We start from the raw sequence: 15,269 nt of genomic DNA, 5'->3' as shown, positions 1-15,269 counted from the left end.
TTTGATACCTTTATTATACAAAAAAACAGGCGTCTTTCACACAAATAAATTGCGCAAAAGATACCTGTTTATTTTTTGTGGACTTTTTCAGTGGCCTCTCAGTTATGAGGGGGTCTTTCGTTAATTTTATTCATGGATGCCTAGCTCGGATAACTTAGCTCGTACCTCTTTAACTAAAGTTAACGAGTCTTGTTCACGGTTTACGACATCGATACGATCCATATCAACAATCAAGATTTCCGATGCGTTGTAATGATTCATAACCCAGTCATCATAACCGGACCACAATTGCCGATAATAATCAACGAGTGATTGGTCTTGCTCGAAACTGCGGCCGCGTAACCCAATGCGATGAATGACTGTTTCAAATGAAGCCTTCAGATATACCATTAAATCCGGCGCCTTCTTAGGAAGCTCAGCAAGCTCAGACATCATATTATCGGCAAGACCTTCATAGATTTCGAATTCTAATTGCGAGATGCGTCCTAATTCTAAATTGACCTTGGCAAAGTACCAATCTTCATAAATACTTCTATCCAATACATTTCTGTTATGTACCAACGCTTCCTTAATTGCCTTAAATCTGGTATTCAAAAAGTGTAATTGAAGCAGAAACGGATATCGTTTCCTCTCAATTTCTTCTGGAGTTGATGTATAAAACAACGGTAATATGGGATTATCATCCACACTTTCATAATAAACATTCGAATTCAGTTCCTGTCCAAGTAATGTGGATACAGATGTTTTACCAAGTCCGATCATTCCCCCAACCACAATCACTGCCATTGCCTCCTTTACCCCTCTACTTCTGCGTTATTTTATTAAAAAATTGTTAATAGCATTAAAGCCTTCCTATTATACAAGGAATTCCGAATCGTGTGAACCCTTACTTTGAGTCTGTATCTCTAATTACCCTCTCCCTGTACGATACGCTCAATGACCTCATGCAGATCATCAGGCTTCAAGAGTTCCACCGGAGAGACCCCCTTTTCAAAATGCAGGTATTCACCTTCAATCAGAATCACATATCGCTCACCTTGTCTGGCAATGTGTACCTTACGCCCGTAATCAGCCAATTGCGCCTTCACGGTAATATGATCAAGTTTAATGCGCATTTCCAAGTCCGGTTTCTGATCGACCAAATAATTCGCGGCCTCCATGACTTGTGTAGGGGTCCATTTCTCTTGAAGCTCGCGCTTTTCACTTGCCGCCCATATCTCTAAATCCTTTTCTTCTTGTTCCCTTTCTTCCGGTTTATGCTCATAATCTCTTTCTAATTGTTGTTGAACCAACCCAAGCACCTGATGATGCAAAATTTCCGGCATGGATTGCTCATATTCTACATATTTTAGGAAATCCTCAAAATAGCGAGCATGTGAAGCTTGATGTATTTTGAGCTCTGAAGGTTCCAGCATGCCCTCCTCCGGCATAAAGGGGTAGAGAATCGATTTCATATTTTTTGCATTAATCGCCATTTCAACGTGATTGAGCAAGCTCTTCTCATCTGTGATACGGGCTATTTTCGGCTCAAAGTCACACTTGAGGATAAATACAAACGGATCATCGAAATATTGATTGAGCTTGGCGCTTGCCACAAGAAAAGCTCCGCCTCTGACTGCACTGGTATGTAAGTAGGCATTGAGCAGCTCATCACTTACATTCAGAAAATCTTGCTTATTCTCCGCAAACCGCAGCCTAGCAAACACATTGTAATTCGGGTTACTGTCTAACTCAAAGCCCGGTTCCGTGATAAACCGACCGATTTTTGTTGGTACCTGCTCAGCTCTGGGATTACGATCAACTTTACGTTTGGCAATACGGGCTAATTCACCGTCCAGAAACAGCTGGAGGTCGCTATCCTCATAATCCGTTTCGTCCAATGTTTGATAATGACGATAATTTTTGGAAGCAGCATCCGGTCCCTCGCCCTGAATAACAAAAAAAGATATATATTTAATTCCGAATTTCATGTTGGTTCTCCCTGGGTATCATAATAAAAAACAGACATCTCTGATTGTACTTCCTCTAAAAAAGAACGCCACAAAAAATATATCTTCGCATGTGATATATTCCCATTTCGTGATGTCTCTATTAATAAGCTCTATTTCATCCAAAAAACAAGACAGAGGTGTGACGATGATTTACGGAACCAAACTATTGGAAACAGATACGGAGATATTTATAGCAGCACTTGCACAAACACCTGTTTACGTTTGGTCATTAGACTCTCTTGGCGTTTATTATCAGGTCACTTCGGGTTCAATCGTGAAATATACGCCTGATGCCGTGCAAATACAATCCGAGAAAGACTTAGGCCTCCCGCTTACACAATGGTATTCCAGAGAAATGAACGAATTTAGCATCAGCTTCTGAAACAAAAATCGCCCGTACCTGCTGCAATCACAGGTACGGGCGATTTTGTTTCAGAAAGCCTATGATAACTCTATTGCACACCGCGCAGGCGGCTGTTTCGGCAAATACACATCAATGATCGTTCCTTCTCCCATATGGCTTTGAATCGACATCGTGCCTTTGTGCGCCTCAACAATTTTGAAACACATCATAAGTCCGAGACCGGTTCCTTTTTCCTTCGTGGTGTAGAAGGGTTCGCCGAGCTGCTTGAGGCGTTCTTCCGGGATACCGCAACCGTTATCTTGGGTCCTAACTCGAATCAAATCGTCTCCCTGTTGGGACACGGTCATTCTTATATGACCATCTCTGGGAATGGCCTCGATGGCATTTTTGACCAAATTAATAAATAATTGCTTCAAATGCATTTCTGAACAGACGATTTCCGGAATTTCAGACTCAAATTCAAGTATAAGCTCGACATTGCAAAGCAACGCTTGTGTATCCAGCAGTGCAATAACCGTCTGTAAAATATCTTTAAGCTTACTTTGCTTATAATGAATGGCTTCAGGCTTAGCGATAACTAGAAACTCACTGACAATAAAGTTAATACGATCCAATTCAGAAAGCATAATGTCAAAATAATGCTGTTTCCCGCTCATATCGTTTTGCAATAGCTGCAAAAATCCGCGAAGCGAAGTGAGCGGGTTTCTAATTTCATGAGCAAGTCCTGCTGCCAATTGACCAGCGACGGACAGCTTATCTGATTTACGCAACAATTCCTCCGTTCGTTTTCGCTCTGTAATGTCGCGTGTTATACCTGCAAAACCGATGATTTCACCCTTTTCATTCTTAATGGGTGTCTTGGTAACACTTACGTGCACAATCAGGCCATCCTTGCGTTTCCGTACCGTTTCCAAACCTGATATTTGCTTTCCGGCTTTCAGCATTTCGTATATTTCTTTTCGCTGTTCTTCCAAAAAATCCGGATATATAGGTAAAGGTTGACCTTTAAGTTCGTCCTGATTCCAGCCAAAAACATGTTCATACGCAGCATTCACAGAAATCACTCTGGAGCGCAAATCAAGCACACAGATGGCGTCCGTCGTATTATTGATAAAGGATTCCAGAAGCTCCTTCGTTTCTCTCAGCTCTGTTTCCATATGCTTTCGTTCAGTAATGTCTACACAAGATCCAATCACTTCAATGACTTTTCCATTTTCCAAAATCGGTCGCAACGACGTCAAATAGGTAATGCCTCGGAAGGTTGCCTCATACATGACATTTTGTTCGCCATTCCAGGCGCGGCGATAATATTTCTCCATATTGGCAGCCTTATAAAATGGCCATATTTCGTATAACCCATTTCCGATGATATGAGATGGTTTGTAACCCAATCTATAAAGCAGCTCACCATCGCACAACGTATGTATAAACTTCCCCTTCATTTGCCTAAATTTCATTGTCATTCCTTGCTGTCTGCGCACGGTATCATGAAGGTCTTGTTGAGCGGCTCTCAGTGATTCACGATCCTTGTTATGCTGTGTAATATCTTTTGCAATAATATATATGCCTTCTATAATGTCATTCACATAAATGGGAACATGCTTCAAACCTAATTCGATCATATCCCCATTCTTATGTCGAACTCGAATCATGTAATTATCTGTCTCTGAAAAAATAATCCGATAAGGAGAACGTTCTTCATGTTCCTTGCCTTCCAAAAAAAAGTTAATAGGCCTGCCAAGCATCTCCATTTCCACAAACCCTAAGATCCGTTCCATGGCAGGATTAACACTTATGATCATGCCCTTCAGATCGCAAGTTAAAATGCCCGCAGGATTATGTTCAATCAATGATTCATAGCGCTGTTCGCTTTCATCAGGCTTACGCTCGATCTCCGATTTACGCGACATGTTTCTCAAGTGGGAAATAAAATATAAAGGCTGATTCTCTCGATCACGGATGAGCGATATCCCACACTCCACCCACATCAGATATCCTTCTTTGTGTCGAATTCGGTGTTCCATTTGAAAAGACTTTATTTCCGCTGTAAGCAATTTTTCCTTTAAAGCCTCATATTTATGAGCTTCCTCAAGCAAGGATATCTCCTTAACCTCTCTGTACAGCAGATCCTCTTGTGAATATCCAAGAATAGAGCTAAGATAGTCGTTGATCTTTAACCAAAGCCCGTTGAGCGAAATATAGGCCATACCAATTGGTGCGTTCTCGAAAGCCGCGTCAGAGGTTGGCACCTTTCTTCTAAGCAGATCTAGAATATTGTCCGGATCTGCACTGATTTTCAAATCCAGCGGATTATTGACCATATTCATTTATCTCCCATCTTTATCACACAATTGGAAGCTGTTATCACCACGGGTTTGAATTCGACGACAGGAAGATGATTCCTGCCATATTCTGATTAGGATTAAAAAAAGTCCGCGAAATGTGCCCTCAGCCTTATGCACTATGTTAAAACAACTCTAAATCTATATCTATCACAATTTCCTCCCCTGGAAAAAAGACAAGACGCTAAATGAGCTAGGAAGCCTCATGCATAAGGAAGCGTGCGGGCCTTTTTTGATGGATTTGCTGCGCCAAGTAAAAGGTAGAGGATTATATAATCCGGCTGTCGTCTATGTGCTTGGGTTCCTTACACATCACATCCTGGATCGTACCATGCATCCCTATGTTTTTCACAAATCCGGTTTCAGGAAATGGGATCATCAACGTTTTGAAATGATTATGGATACAAAGATCATTCAGCAAAAGCTCGGACTTCCTACCTGGAAAACACCTGTCTGGAAACACCTTTACGTAGGAGAGTCTTTTCCTTATACGGCAAAAAACCACCCCAGCTTGATTATTTAAACGAAGCTAAGGCGGTTTGGAATTGTCCTACGGATCTGAAGGAAACGTATACCTATAGTGTGTGGGAGTTGTTGGATATCACCATGGAGGATGGGAAAAAAGTTTTCAAGCTGCGATTCAAGCGCTGCAAAGCGGCCTGCCTGAACATGATTCAGCATTATCTCATCTACTTGGGAATCGCTCATATGAGACAGGCAAGGATTGTGATAGTGGGCTCGAAATCATCCATGTCAATCCTATTATTTGAAGCGCAAATCATCGATTTCATTTTTCATTACGGCAATTCGGTAGGGAAACAACTCGCTCGACATCAACCGATTGGCAACGGCCGGGTCCTGCTCCATAATCAGAGTTGCTTCTACCGCATTATCTACGCTGAGAATGACGGTTTCAAATGTGCTTTCATCGAAGTTTTGCGTTTTTCCGGCCAAAATAAGCTCACCATCTTCTTTAAGCTGAAGGAGATATTGGAAGTGCTCTTCGAGCACTTTCTCTTCTCGTTCGGTCCAGTTACTTCGCGTTAGAAACTCAGGAAGCAAACGTAAGACATAAATAAACTGTGTCTCTTCATTCATGTTTTGCACTCCCTGTTTGAACTAAATTTGGAATTTGCCAATTAATTTCAGTCATCCCCAATTGCTTCAGATGCGTATTAACTTTTGAAAATGGCTTACTGTCAAAAAATCCACGATATGAAGAGAGTGGACTAGGATGTACGGATTTAATAATAACATGTTTCTCCGTATCAATGAGGCTTTGCTTCGCTTGAGCATGACTACCCCACAGAACAAAAACAACCGGTTGTTCCCGCTCATTTAATGCGCGAATCACTTGATCGGTGAAACGTTCCCAACCTTTACCTTTATGGGAATTAGGCGTATCCGCTCGCACAGTAAGAGCCGTATTTAACAACAGTACGCCTTGTTCAGCCCATTTCACCAAATTACCGTGATCCGGAACGTAACAGCCTAGATCCGTCTTTAGCTCTTTATACATATTTTGTAAAGAAGGCGGTACTTGTATACCCGGTTTAACGGAAAAACTAAGTCCATGCGCTTGGCCTTTTCCGTGATAGGGATCTTGTCCTAGGATAACGACTTTGGTATCGGCATGGGAAGTAAGATGCAGCGCGTTAAAAATATCCGCTTCTTCTGGATACACGGTATATCGCTCATATTCATCTCTTAGAAATAATTGCAATGCTTGATAGTAGGGCGCTTCGAATTCCGCCGCTAGGAAAGATGACCAATCGTTTTTCAAAATACTCATTCCAGTTCCCCTTTATTCTGTTTCCGTGCTAAGTTCTCCTGTATGAACATCTTTTAGGACAATTCGTCCCTCCGCGGCTGTGCCGTCTTCGAGAACGATTTTAAGCTTCGTTGTTTTGCCTTTGGTCACAAGTGCTTGGATCTGAGAGTCCGTTAAATTGCGACCATAGCTTTCTTTCCAGATCACAAACTTGCACCCTTCCTTATAATGCGAACAGCCGTAACCTTTTCGTCCCATAAATAAGGATCCCCCACAGCCAGGTCTTGGACATGTCGCCAAAAAAGCCGGAGCTCCGTCCGTTTGTTTCGCTGGAGCTGCTTTTTTAACGGCAGCAGTTGTCTTTGTTTCACCGGTTTTTGCAGCCGAGCGTGTTGTGCCTCGTTTGGCAGGGCCAGCAGAAGGCGTTTCTCCTTCAAAAGCCGTCTTCAAGGCTCTGGGCTGCACACGCACCTTATCCACGATAAGCGTCGCGAACTTTTTCACGTTGAACATAAATTGCTCATCCGAAGCTGTACCGCGAGAAATTTCATTCAATCTGCGCTCCCATTGTCCGGTCATTTCCGGTGAGGTGAGCAGTTCGATTCCTGCTCCGCGAATCAGTTCAACAACAGTACGGCCCTTCTGCGTCAGGAGGATTTTTTTACCCTGCATATCGACGTAACCGACTTTCTTCAAGCGCTCAATGGTTGCTGCACGCGTCGCAGGGGTGCCAAGTCCGGAATCTTTCATCGCATCGCGGAGCTCCTCATCCTCAATCTGCTTGCCCGCGCTTTCCATCGCTTTAAGCAAGGTTCCTTCGGTAAAATGCTTAGGCGGTTGTGTGTCTTTCTCCTTCACGATGGCATCGCTGCAAGTGACTTCCTGCTGCGGATCAACGGAGAAGGGTTCACTTACTTCAACCTCTTCCTCGTCTTCCTCTTCCTTCTCTTTCCCCTTCGCGCTTTTCACCTTTTCTTTTTTCTGGTCGGCATAAATGACCTTCCAGCCTAGTTGAAGCAGCTCCTTAACCGTCGTTTTAAACAATTCCTGCTCGACCTCAGTCATGACGGTATGCACTTTATACTCAGCTGGGGGATAAAACTGCGATAAGAAACGCCTCACAATCAAATCATATAATTTCTGCTCATCGGGAGTCAGTCCGCTTGCTTTTCGATTCGTTGGCAGAATCGCATGGTGATCTTCTACTTTGCTCGGATTGCAAATGAACTTATTGTTTTTATGCACTAAATTCCGATTGGCCCCTTGCACAAGATCATTATAGGCTGTTCCTTGCAAAGCCGATAACGATTTATGCATTTCGGGAATATTTTGCTCCGTCACATAATTTGAATTCGTCCTTGGATAGGAAATAACCTTATGTTTCTCATAAAGCGCTTGCGCGGTATCTAATGTTTTCTTTGCTGAAAAGGCGTATTTCCCGTTAGCTTCACGCTGCAGCAGCGTTAAATCATACAATTTAAAGGGGTATTCCTTCGTATCCTTGACTTCATAGGATGTGATGCGGGCTGGCTTGCCTTTCACTTTAACTGCAAGAGCTTCAACCTTTGCCTGGTCAGTTAAGCGCTCCCCTTGCCACATTCCTTTGTAAGTCGTCATTCCTTGTGTAAAATACCCTTCAAGCTCGTAAAACTTCAAGGAAGAAAAGGCTTCTATCTGTTTCTGACGATCATAGATGAGAGCCAAAACAGGCGTCTGTACACGGCCAACGGAAAGTAGTACGTTATGTTTGGTGGTGAAGGCACGAGATCCGTTCATCCCAATCAGCCAGTCGGCTTCACTTCGGGAGCGCGCCGCGCGAGTTAGATTCTCATATTCGGAGCCATCCTTTAAAGTAGCGAAGCCATGGCGGATCGTTTCTGAGGTTAAATCAGAAATCCACAACCGCTTTACAGGATGCTTAAGGCCAAGATGCCGCTGAATAAGCGAGAAGATATGTTGACCTTCACGCCCAGCATCGCAAGCATTAACCAGCTTATCGCATTTTTTGGCCAGCTCCGCAATGACTTTCAATTGATCATACGTCCGCGGATTAGGAACGAGCTTGAAATTGTCCGGGATAATGGGCAAATGATCGATGCTCCACTTTTTATATTTATCATCGTATTGGTCTGGTTCAGCCAACTCAATCAAGTGGCCGATTGCCCAGGTGATAATGTAGGTTTCCCCTTCGAGATGAGAACGCTTGTTAACAGCCTTCGGCTCGATAGCTGAAGCAATATTGCGACCCATATCCGGTTTTTCTGCAATGACTAAAGTTTTCACAAATGATGACCTCTTGTCGAATTTGGCTGTCGGTATTTCATATTAACTACTCTAATATTCGTGCTGAATTTACAAATATCCTCTTTCCCGAGTAAAATGTCAATCCCTTCACAGATAGATCTTGAACTTAAAATTTGAAATAAACAGCCTGCCAACTGCTTATGGCACAACAATAAAGAGGATAGATAAACTTTATTTGTACAACTCAAAAAGAGGCTCAACATCGAAATCGGTGCCTGATGAAAGGATAGAGGGTGCAAGAAGGTCGGAGCGATGAGTGGACACTGGAGCAGTTATTTCCTAATTGTTTAAAGTCAAGCAATGATTCTGACGATAAGTCAAAAAAACTGCTTGAACGAGATAAGCTGTTTTCTCAGATGATCATGTATGTAGAGGAACCTGCTATGATTTATTGTCGTAAAAAAAATGTTCTGCATGGATGCTTTCTCCAAGTCTAAGGATGCCGTAGGAATATAGGGGCTGCCTTCTTTTATCCGTTGGGGAACCAGGGTTGAACATTCGTATGCCATGAATCGTTTGATCAAACGGAATATGGGAATGTCCAAAGATAATGATATCCGGCTGTTCATCTTCGAAAGCTTCTCTCGCTCTTTCTTCGGTTGTTTTACGGAAACCGTCGCCGTGGATAAGACCAATCCGAAAACCACCGTAGGTCAATAGCTTCTTTAATTCGTAACGCTTTCTGATATCTGGACCATCATTGTTCCCAATAACAGATTCACACGGAGCTATCTGCTCAACCAAGCCAATCACGTGTGGACTGATCCAGTCACCGGCGTGAATAATGAGTTCTACCCCTTGCAAGCCTTCAACAAGCGCGTCCGGAAGCTTCTGAACGCGTTCAGATAAATGAGTATCCGCAATCACACCAATCCGCATGGCTAATCATCCCTTCAATTTGGTCAAACCGTTTTCTTATTGTAACATATTCGATGTTTGCTCGGCAGTTTGGTACAATAATGATTACGCATTTGATATTGCCAAGGGGGTCAACCAAATGAAAGAACCCATCGTCGTGCAAAACAAATTAAGAGAAGCTATGGGGCATCTCGAGAAACGCTTCATGGAGCGGGAAGAATTGATTCGCGTCATGCTTCTGGCCGTCATGAGCGGCGAACATGTTTTGTTGGTCGGTCCTCCAGGCTCGGCTAAGTCGCAATTAGCAAGGGCATCTGCTGAACTATTCGGCGATGAACCCTTTTACGATTATTTATTGACTCGCTTCACGACACCTGATGAACTGTTCGGGCCTGTCTCCTTACAAAAACTGAAACTAGATGAATATGAACGCCTCACACACGGTTATTTACCTAGCGCACGATTTGCTTTCTTGGACGAAATATTCAAAGCAAACAGCGCCATCCTGAATTCACTTCTCTCCGTTTTAAATGAACGTATCTTTTTTAATGGTCGGCAAAAGCAACCTTCGCCTCTCCTGTTTCTCATAGCGGCATCCAATGAACTGCCGGAAGATAATGATCAATTAGCTGCGTTGTATGACCGCTTCCTTTTTCGATTCGAAGTGGAATATGTTAAGCAGATATCCAGTTTTGAGCTCATGTTTCAGGCGCCAACGACACCGATCCCTGCCCTGCTGTCCACGGATTTAGTTAAACAGCTGAAATCTCAAGCCGCGGATGTTGAATTGCCGGATTCCATGATCTATATGCTCTTTCAGTTAAAAACAGCGCTTCAGGATAAAGAGTACGTCCTCTCTGACCGCCGCTGGAACAAAATCGGTCACACTTGGAAAATATCCGCGGCGATTCATGGACGCAGCTCCGTTAACGTATGGGATACTGTACTTACCCCCCATATGCTGTGGGATTTTCCCGAGGATTTGAACGAACTTAAAGGGGTTTTCGACACTTTATTTCAAGACATGCTAAAGCGAGAAATGGAGCAAGAGCTGCCTTTACAGACTTACAATCTGACTGTGAAGAAGTGGTTGGACAAGGAAGACGAGCTGCATGCTTTCCAATTTAAGAAAGAGATTGGCGGGTCTTTAAACAAGGAAACGGCAGAGCGTTTAAAAACGGCGCTGGAAGACTGCCGGGACGAATTGGAAGAAACAGCGAGGAGCTTGCGTGGCAGACTTGTTTCCTGGCAGGAGAAAGAGAAAAAACTGCCGGATTGGATTGCTTCTCAGTCCATCTTCCTGCAGCATCCTGAGCAGTATGCGGTGAAGTTCACTCATCTACGCATTCAAGGCGAGCGTATTTTACAGTCTATTCAAGGCTTGTATCGCACCTTATTCGATCGAGAGATACCAGGAATTGTCTACGACTATACCCTATAAGAGGTTGAACCTATGATCATACGCTGCACGCGTGTCGACCGGTATGTGTTTGATGGATACGTCCACTCTTCGCGTGTCGCACAAGAATGGATGCGGGAAGCCGCAAGACAAGCCCCTTGGTTTACAATTGAACTATTTGCTGATTTCTTCATGTGCTTCTATTTACCCAAACCTGATATGGACGGTACGGTGGAAGCAACGCCCTTCCACCGTTGGATGCTGCTGACACTGCGCAAACAATACTTTTATGTAACCATCCATCCTCGCACAATCGGGCAAGTGAATGCTTCGTTCAAAACTTCACTCAAGGCACTGATGTGGTTGACTGAGTCGTATGAGAAAGAAGTCAAGCGTCGCCAGAAGGAACAGCAGCAGCTTGGCATCGGCTTGGAGAAGAAGCAGCAGCAAAGCGGACAAGAAGCACCGAACGTAAGTGAACGGCTCTCGGATAAGCAGATCGAGAAGCTGCGATTGGTCGGCTATACGCTGCAGCAGGGCAAAAGAACCGTTGAAGACAAGCAAGAAGCCGTGGACTCTCGGCCTCTAATCGCCGCGGAGATCCACGCCCTTAAGCGGCGAATCACCGAGATGCGCGACGAGATGCGCACGGAGTTCATGAAGCGCGACAAGCTAAAGGCAAAGCTGCGCAAAGCTGAAGAAGAGCTGGAGCGCGCACGCGGCAGTTGGACCGGATGACAGCACGGGATTTAGCAGCCATGCAGGAGATTGAAACTGAATTGGGCGATTGGATCGGTCGGGCTTTGAAGGAGACGTTGTCCCTCGAAGAAGCGGATAGCTTTAACGTACACGAGCTTGTGCAAGCGAGTCAACGACTCGCGAACCGGCGCTGGGGCAGCGAGCTTGGCAAGCTGCGACGACAGACGTTCGAGCACTATGTGCAGTGGATCGAGAAGTTAAAGCGGAGTAAGGATCTCGTAGCTTTCCTGCAAGAGGTTGGGCGAAACGTTCATCACCTCCGTGTTCAGCGGAAAAAGCTGCGCACAACCTTCGTCCCTGAAACCTACGATGACTTGCGCCAGTCGGGTGATATCGCTCATTTACTGCCGAGCGAAGCAAGCTTGCTCGCGGATGAAGACTTCGAGCCTTATTTCCTCGTCAAATGGATGGAGAATAAGCTCATGACCTACAATTACACAGGCTCCATCGATGAGCCCCAGAAAGGTCCTGTCATCTGCATGCTCGATACCTCCCATTCGATGCGAGGCAGCAAGCTGCGGCTTGCCCAGCTTTTCACGGCCACTTTCGCCTCCTTCTCCCTCTTAGAGCGTCGCGACTTTGTCCTGCTCTTATTTGGAGCGAAGGGTGAGCTGATCGAGCATGTGCTTTCCTATAAGCGTCCCGATTGGGACCTCTTCTATGGTCTGGCACAGCTAGCATTCGGTGGAGGTACCAACTTCGATGCTCCCCTAGCCAGAGGAATGGATATCGTGGAGCAACGCGCACAATTCCGAGATGCCGACTTTGTCATGATCACGGATGGAATCGGCCAAATTTCCAAAGCTATGCAGCAAAGACTTGGTGAGCTAGGCCAGAAGAAGCAGCTTCGCCTGCATTCCCTCATCATTGGGTCTGCGCGTCAACATTTGGTCCAGCACTATGATATATTAGGTATTTCCCATCAAATCCGATACGCTACAGCCTGGGATTTCCAGGACCCGATTAAAGAAGAACTTCTGCTTGATGTTTTTGCAAAGCGGTAGGATGACAAGGATAAACAACTTCTCGTCCCTCAGGAACGAGCGAGTTTATCAAGGTAGATGCGAAACAAAAGAAGCCTTTTCATCGATTAGTAAATCGTTGAAAGGCTTCTTTTGTCGCCGTAGGTTAATCTTTTTAGGCTCTTAGCATATCCTTTATCGTTTTCAAAGAAACGCCTGTCTGATGGTAAACTTCAAGCAGAGTTGCTCGCGGATGGATTCGGACGAAATCCTTTACTTTACGCGACTCCATCAACAACAGCTCGGAACAGCTCTGGCAACGTGCTTCGAATTTCTTAATAATGACTTTTCCGCACTTTTCACAGTTACACAACGACAATTCGGCACACCTCTTTTCCACGGCATCCTATCGGTTACAAATAGAATACGAAAGCCTGTCCCCGTTTTGGTGGGTAGCTGAGATCTAAACGATATACCTCGCTCGTCACTACTCACTTTGATCTTCCAATATAGTGGTTGAGCTTTCCTTTGGCCATAACTCCCCGTCTTCCCAGCCAAGGACAAATGCTTCCCATCTCCGCTCTGCAGGGAAAACCTCCAAGTCGCCAAAATACTTCTCAATGGCTACATACTGGGTGGCATGAGCCCGCAGTGCGGCTGCTTTTACAGACCAATTCGACTCGGTATCCAGCTCTATGGACGGTTTATGACCTTGTGCGCGCAACGAACCTGTTGCGGCATAGTACAATTTGCGAACGCTTGGACATTTGCCGCTAAGAACAGCAGCAGTCGTAGCTTTGGAGATCGCTACATGATCAGGGTGACCATTGCCGCCATCTTCTGGAAAGGTAAAGAGAACTTCAATTTCATACTTCTGAATAAATGAGATCACGCCATCAACCAGCGCTTGAAAATCGATGACGCCAAGCTCGCCATCCGGCCAGCCCAAGTGTTCCACTTTTGTAAGTCCCAGAATTTGCGCGGCATTTTCCATTTCAATTTCTCTAAGCGCGGCTAGCTCATCTTTATTAACGGCCCGCTGCGTCCCTTGTCTTCCCGCATCACCGCGTGTCGCCAATAGAAGTACGGGACTATGTCCCAGATCGGCTAATCTCCGAATGATACATCCGCTTAAAAATGTTTCATCATCGGGATGGGCATATATAAATCCAAATTGGTGTCTCATCGAGCTTCACTCCACTCCATTTTTTGGGTAAGGGTTACTGCATGCTTATGATCAAAGAAAAATCCCGCTTCACCCATAATTGATTGAATTGTACCACATTTCAAATGGAGGGTTAGCCAATTTATGTGAAATTTTCCGGTGGATAGATTTTTTCTATTAAATAGATAGCTTTATCCAGAGGTATTAAGAGTTCACTTTGTTCAAAAAGATCCTTAAACGTCACTTTGCTCATAGATACCTCATCCTTGCCAATAAGAATCAGAAAGCGAAACCCTAGTTCGAGTGCACTGGCCGTCAGTATACTTCCTGCTAATTGCTCATTCATCATCCTTGAGGGAATACCAGCCATCTGCAGTTGTTGAACTCCTATAGAAGCTTCCTCAATGGCGCCGTTGTCTAATGGTATGACCATAACCCCGTATTCTTCATTTTTCTCCCTATTTATATACATCCAACACCCATCCCTCTCTTCAACGGAATAAAAAAAGCGCCGGACCCCTGGTCCCGCGCGAATTGCTATCCCGCAGGGAGGCCAACGCGAAATGCGTTAGCCCACCCTGATTGCTTACAGGTGTGTGCTAACGCTGATAAAAATGATACATATGAACGAACCTAGAAACCGATATGCATGTATTCATAAGATTCGTCTCCTTCATAACTATTAATTATTATGATTATAGCGAGCAAGCGTTGTAGATGCAAGTCTTTTTTCTATGCCAATACAGCTTCAATATCGGATGCAATGTCTGCTGGCTCTGTTCGAGCGCTATATTGTTTAACGATATCCCCATTGGCATTCACGAGGAATTTCACGAAATTCCATTCAATATCACCTGTACGTGAATCCTCTGGTGTATGGGTGAGTAAATATGTATACAAAGGATGAGCATTTTCGCCCTTCACATCAACTTTTGCAAATAATGGGAAAGTGACTTGATAGTTGAGCTCACAAAAGCTTTGGATTTCTTCGTTAGTACCTGGTTCTTGCCCGGCAAACTGATTGCAAGGAAATCCCAGAACGACTAAACCTTTTTCCTGATATTGTTCATATAAGCTTTGCAGTCCTTTGTAGTGCGGTGTAAGACCACATGCACTCGCCGTGTTTACAATAAGTAATGTCTTCCCTTTATAGTCTGAAAGTGATTGCGTTTCTCCTGAGATGGTTTGGACCTCAATATCATAGATGGACATAGGTTCGTTCTCCTTCGCGCTTTTAATTAATACATGTCCAGTATATCATTGATTACCGGGATGCCCTAATACAGTGGCCTCCTCATCCAACTTCCCATATACAGGCAAATATGATATATTGTTAACCTGTTTATGCCAAAAA

At 44.3% G+C, this 15,269-nt stretch carries 13 protein-coding genes and 1 pseudogene; 4 read left to right on the top strand and 10 right to left on the bottom strand.

The window, feature by feature from the left end; genetic code table 11:
- Positions 1-126: 126 nt before the first annotated feature.
- Both FU659_RS04270 and FU659_RS04265 read right to left on the bottom strand, forming a co-directional pair.
- Entirely contained in the window at positions 127-786 is a 660-nt protein-coding gene (locus tag FU659_RS04270; RefSeq protein WP_147946410.1) for a deoxynucleoside kinase, read from the bottom strand.
- 119 nt (positions 787-905) lie between these two features.
- Positions 906-1,970, bottom strand: a complete 1,065-nt coding sequence (locus FU659_RS04265) for a DUF3900 domain-containing protein (RefSeq protein ID WP_147946409.1) — start codon at positions 1,968-1,970, stop codon at positions 906-908.
- A 112-nt stretch (positions 1,971-2,082) separates the two neighbouring features.
- On the opposite strand from FU659_RS04265, the gene FU659_RS04260 reads away from it, so the two are divergent.
- A complete protein-coding gene (locus tag FU659_RS04260) occupies positions 2,083-2,373 on the top strand; it encodes a hypothetical protein (protein ID WP_222708476.1) in 291 nt (96 codons plus the stop codon).
- Positions 2,374-2,432: 59 nt separating this feature from the next.
- Here the strand turns inward: FU659_RS04260 and FU659_RS04255 are convergent, their stop codons facing one another.
- A complete protein-coding gene (locus FU659_RS04255; protein ID WP_147946407.1) occupies positions 2,433-4,682 on the bottom strand; it encodes a PAS domain S-box protein in 2,250 nt (749 codons plus the stop codon).
- A gap of 220 nt (positions 4,683-4,902) precedes the next feature.
- Here FU659_RS04255 and FU659_RS04250 point away from each other — a divergent pair, with 220 nt between their 5' ends.
- Complete coding sequence (locus tag FU659_RS04250) at positions 4,903-5,220, top strand: hypothetical protein (protein ID WP_147946406.1); 318 nt, start codon at positions 4,903-4,905, stop codon at positions 5,218-5,220.
- A 239-nt stretch (positions 5,221-5,459) separates the two neighbouring features.
- On the opposite strand, the gene FU659_RS04245 is transcribed toward FU659_RS04250, so the two are convergent.
- The 4 genes from FU659_RS04245 to FU659_RS04230 form a co-directional block, all read right to left on the bottom strand.
- Positions 5,460-5,795: a YciI family protein gene (locus FU659_RS04245; RefSeq protein ID WP_147946405.1), complete on the bottom strand. Its 336-nt coding sequence runs from the start codon at positions 5,793-5,795 to the stop codon at positions 5,460-5,462.
- On the bottom strand, positions 5,788-6,489 hold the full coding sequence (locus tag FU659_RS04240) for a uracil-DNA glycosylase (RefSeq protein WP_147946404.1): 702 nt from the start codon (positions 6,487-6,489) through the stop codon (positions 5,788-5,790). The genes FU659_RS04245 and FU659_RS04240 overlap by 8 nt, the downstream gene beginning before the upstream one ends.
- A gap of 12 nt (positions 6,490-6,501) precedes the next feature.
- Positions 6,502-8,751, bottom strand: coding sequence for a type IA DNA topoisomerase (locus FU659_RS04235; protein ID WP_147946403.1), 2,250 nt, complete (start codon positions 8,749-8,751; stop codon positions 6,502-6,504).
- Between the two features lie 402 nt (positions 8,752-9,153).
- On the bottom strand, positions 9,154-9,651 hold the full coding sequence (locus tag FU659_RS04230) for a metallophosphoesterase family protein (protein ID WP_147946402.1): 498 nt from the start codon (positions 9,649-9,651) through the stop codon (positions 9,154-9,156).
- A gap of 118 nt (positions 9,652-9,769) precedes the next feature.
- Here FU659_RS04230 and FU659_RS04225 point away from each other — a divergent pair, with 118 nt between their 5' ends.
- Positions 9,770-11,071: an AAA family ATPase gene (locus tag FU659_RS04225; protein WP_147946401.1), complete on the top strand. Its 1,302-nt coding sequence runs from the start codon at positions 9,770-9,772 to the stop codon at positions 11,069-11,071.
- A gap of 12 nt (positions 11,072-11,083) precedes the next feature.
- Positions 11,084-12,792, top strand: a pseudogene (locus FU659_RS04220) (vWA domain-containing protein).
- Positions 12,793-13,237: 445 nt separating this feature from the next.
- On the opposite strand, the gene FU659_RS04215 reads toward FU659_RS04220, so the two are convergent.
- The 3 genes from FU659_RS04215 to FU659_RS04205 all read right to left on the bottom strand — a co-directional run bounded on the left by FU659_RS04215 (position 13,238) and on the right by FU659_RS04205 (position 15,127).
- The gene (locus FU659_RS04215) at positions 13,238-13,936 is read right to left on the bottom strand and encodes a PIG-L deacetylase family protein (protein ID WP_147946400.1); all 699 of its coding nucleotides are present in this window, start codon (positions 13,934-13,936) and stop codon (positions 13,238-13,240) included.
- Positions 13,937-14,057: 121 nt separating this feature from the next.
- On the bottom strand, positions 14,058-14,387 hold the full coding sequence (locus FU659_RS04210) for a His/Gly/Thr/Pro-type tRNA ligase C-terminal domain-containing protein (protein ID WP_147946399.1): 330 nt from the start codon (positions 14,385-14,387) through the stop codon (positions 14,058-14,060).
- A gap of 260 nt (positions 14,388-14,647) precedes the next feature.
- Positions 14,648-15,127, bottom strand: a complete 480-nt coding sequence (locus FU659_RS04205) for a glutathione peroxidase (protein ID WP_147946398.1) — start codon at positions 15,125-15,127, stop codon at positions 14,648-14,650.
- Positions 15,128-15,269 lie beyond the last annotated feature (142 nt).

It is taken from the genome of Paenibacillus sp. N3.4 (genome assembly GCF_008017805.1).
Lineage (GTDB): Bacteria > Bacillota > Bacilli > Paenibacillales > NBRC-103111 > Paenibacillus_E.
Note: the sequence above shows the minus strand (reverse complement) of the source record. Positions and strands in the feature narration are given on the sequence as shown.

Coding starts and splice junctions, on each gene's coding strand:
- FU659_RS04270 (WP_147946410.1), bottom strand. CDS start 786: ATGGCAGTGATTGTGGTTGGGGGAATGATCGGACTTGGTAAAACATCT.
- FU659_RS04265 (WP_147946409.1), bottom strand. CDS start 1,970: ATGAAATTCGGAATTAAATATATATCTTTTTTTGTTATTCAGGGCGAG.
- FU659_RS04260 (WP_222708476.1), top strand. CDS start 2,083: ATGTCTCTATTAATAAGCTCTATTTCATCCAAAAAACAAGACAGAGGT.
- FU659_RS04255 (WP_147946407.1), bottom strand. CDS start 4,682: ATGAATATGGTCAATAATCCGCTGGATTTGAAAATCAGTGCAGATCCG.
- FU659_RS04250 (WP_147946406.1), top strand. CDS start 4,903: ATGCATAAGGAAGCGTGCGGGCCTTTTTTGATGGATTTGCTGCGCCAA.
- FU659_RS04245 (WP_147946405.1), bottom strand. CDS start 5,795: ATGAATGAAGAGACACAGTTTATTTATGTCTTACGTTTGCTTCCTGAG.
- FU659_RS04240 (WP_147946404.1), bottom strand. CDS start 6,489: ATGAGTATTTTGAAAAACGATTGGTCATCTTTCCTAGCGGCGGAATTC.
- FU659_RS04230 (WP_147946402.1), bottom strand. CDS start 9,651: ATGCGGATTGGTGTGATTGCGGATACTCATTTATCTGAACGCGTTCAG.
- FU659_RS04225 (WP_147946401.1), top strand. CDS start 9,770: ATGAAAGAACCCATCGTCGTGCAAAACAAATTAAGAGAAGCTATGGGG.
- FU659_RS04215 (WP_147946400.1), bottom strand. CDS start 13,936: ATGAGACACCAATTTGGATTTATATATGCCCATCCCGATGATGAAACA.
- FU659_RS04210 (WP_147946399.1), bottom strand. CDS start 14,387: ATGTATATAAATAGGGAGAAAAATGAAGAATACGGGGTTATGGTCATA.
- FU659_RS04205 (WP_147946398.1), bottom strand. CDS start 15,127: ATGTCCATCTATGATATTGAGGTCCAAACCATCTCAGGAGAAACGCAA.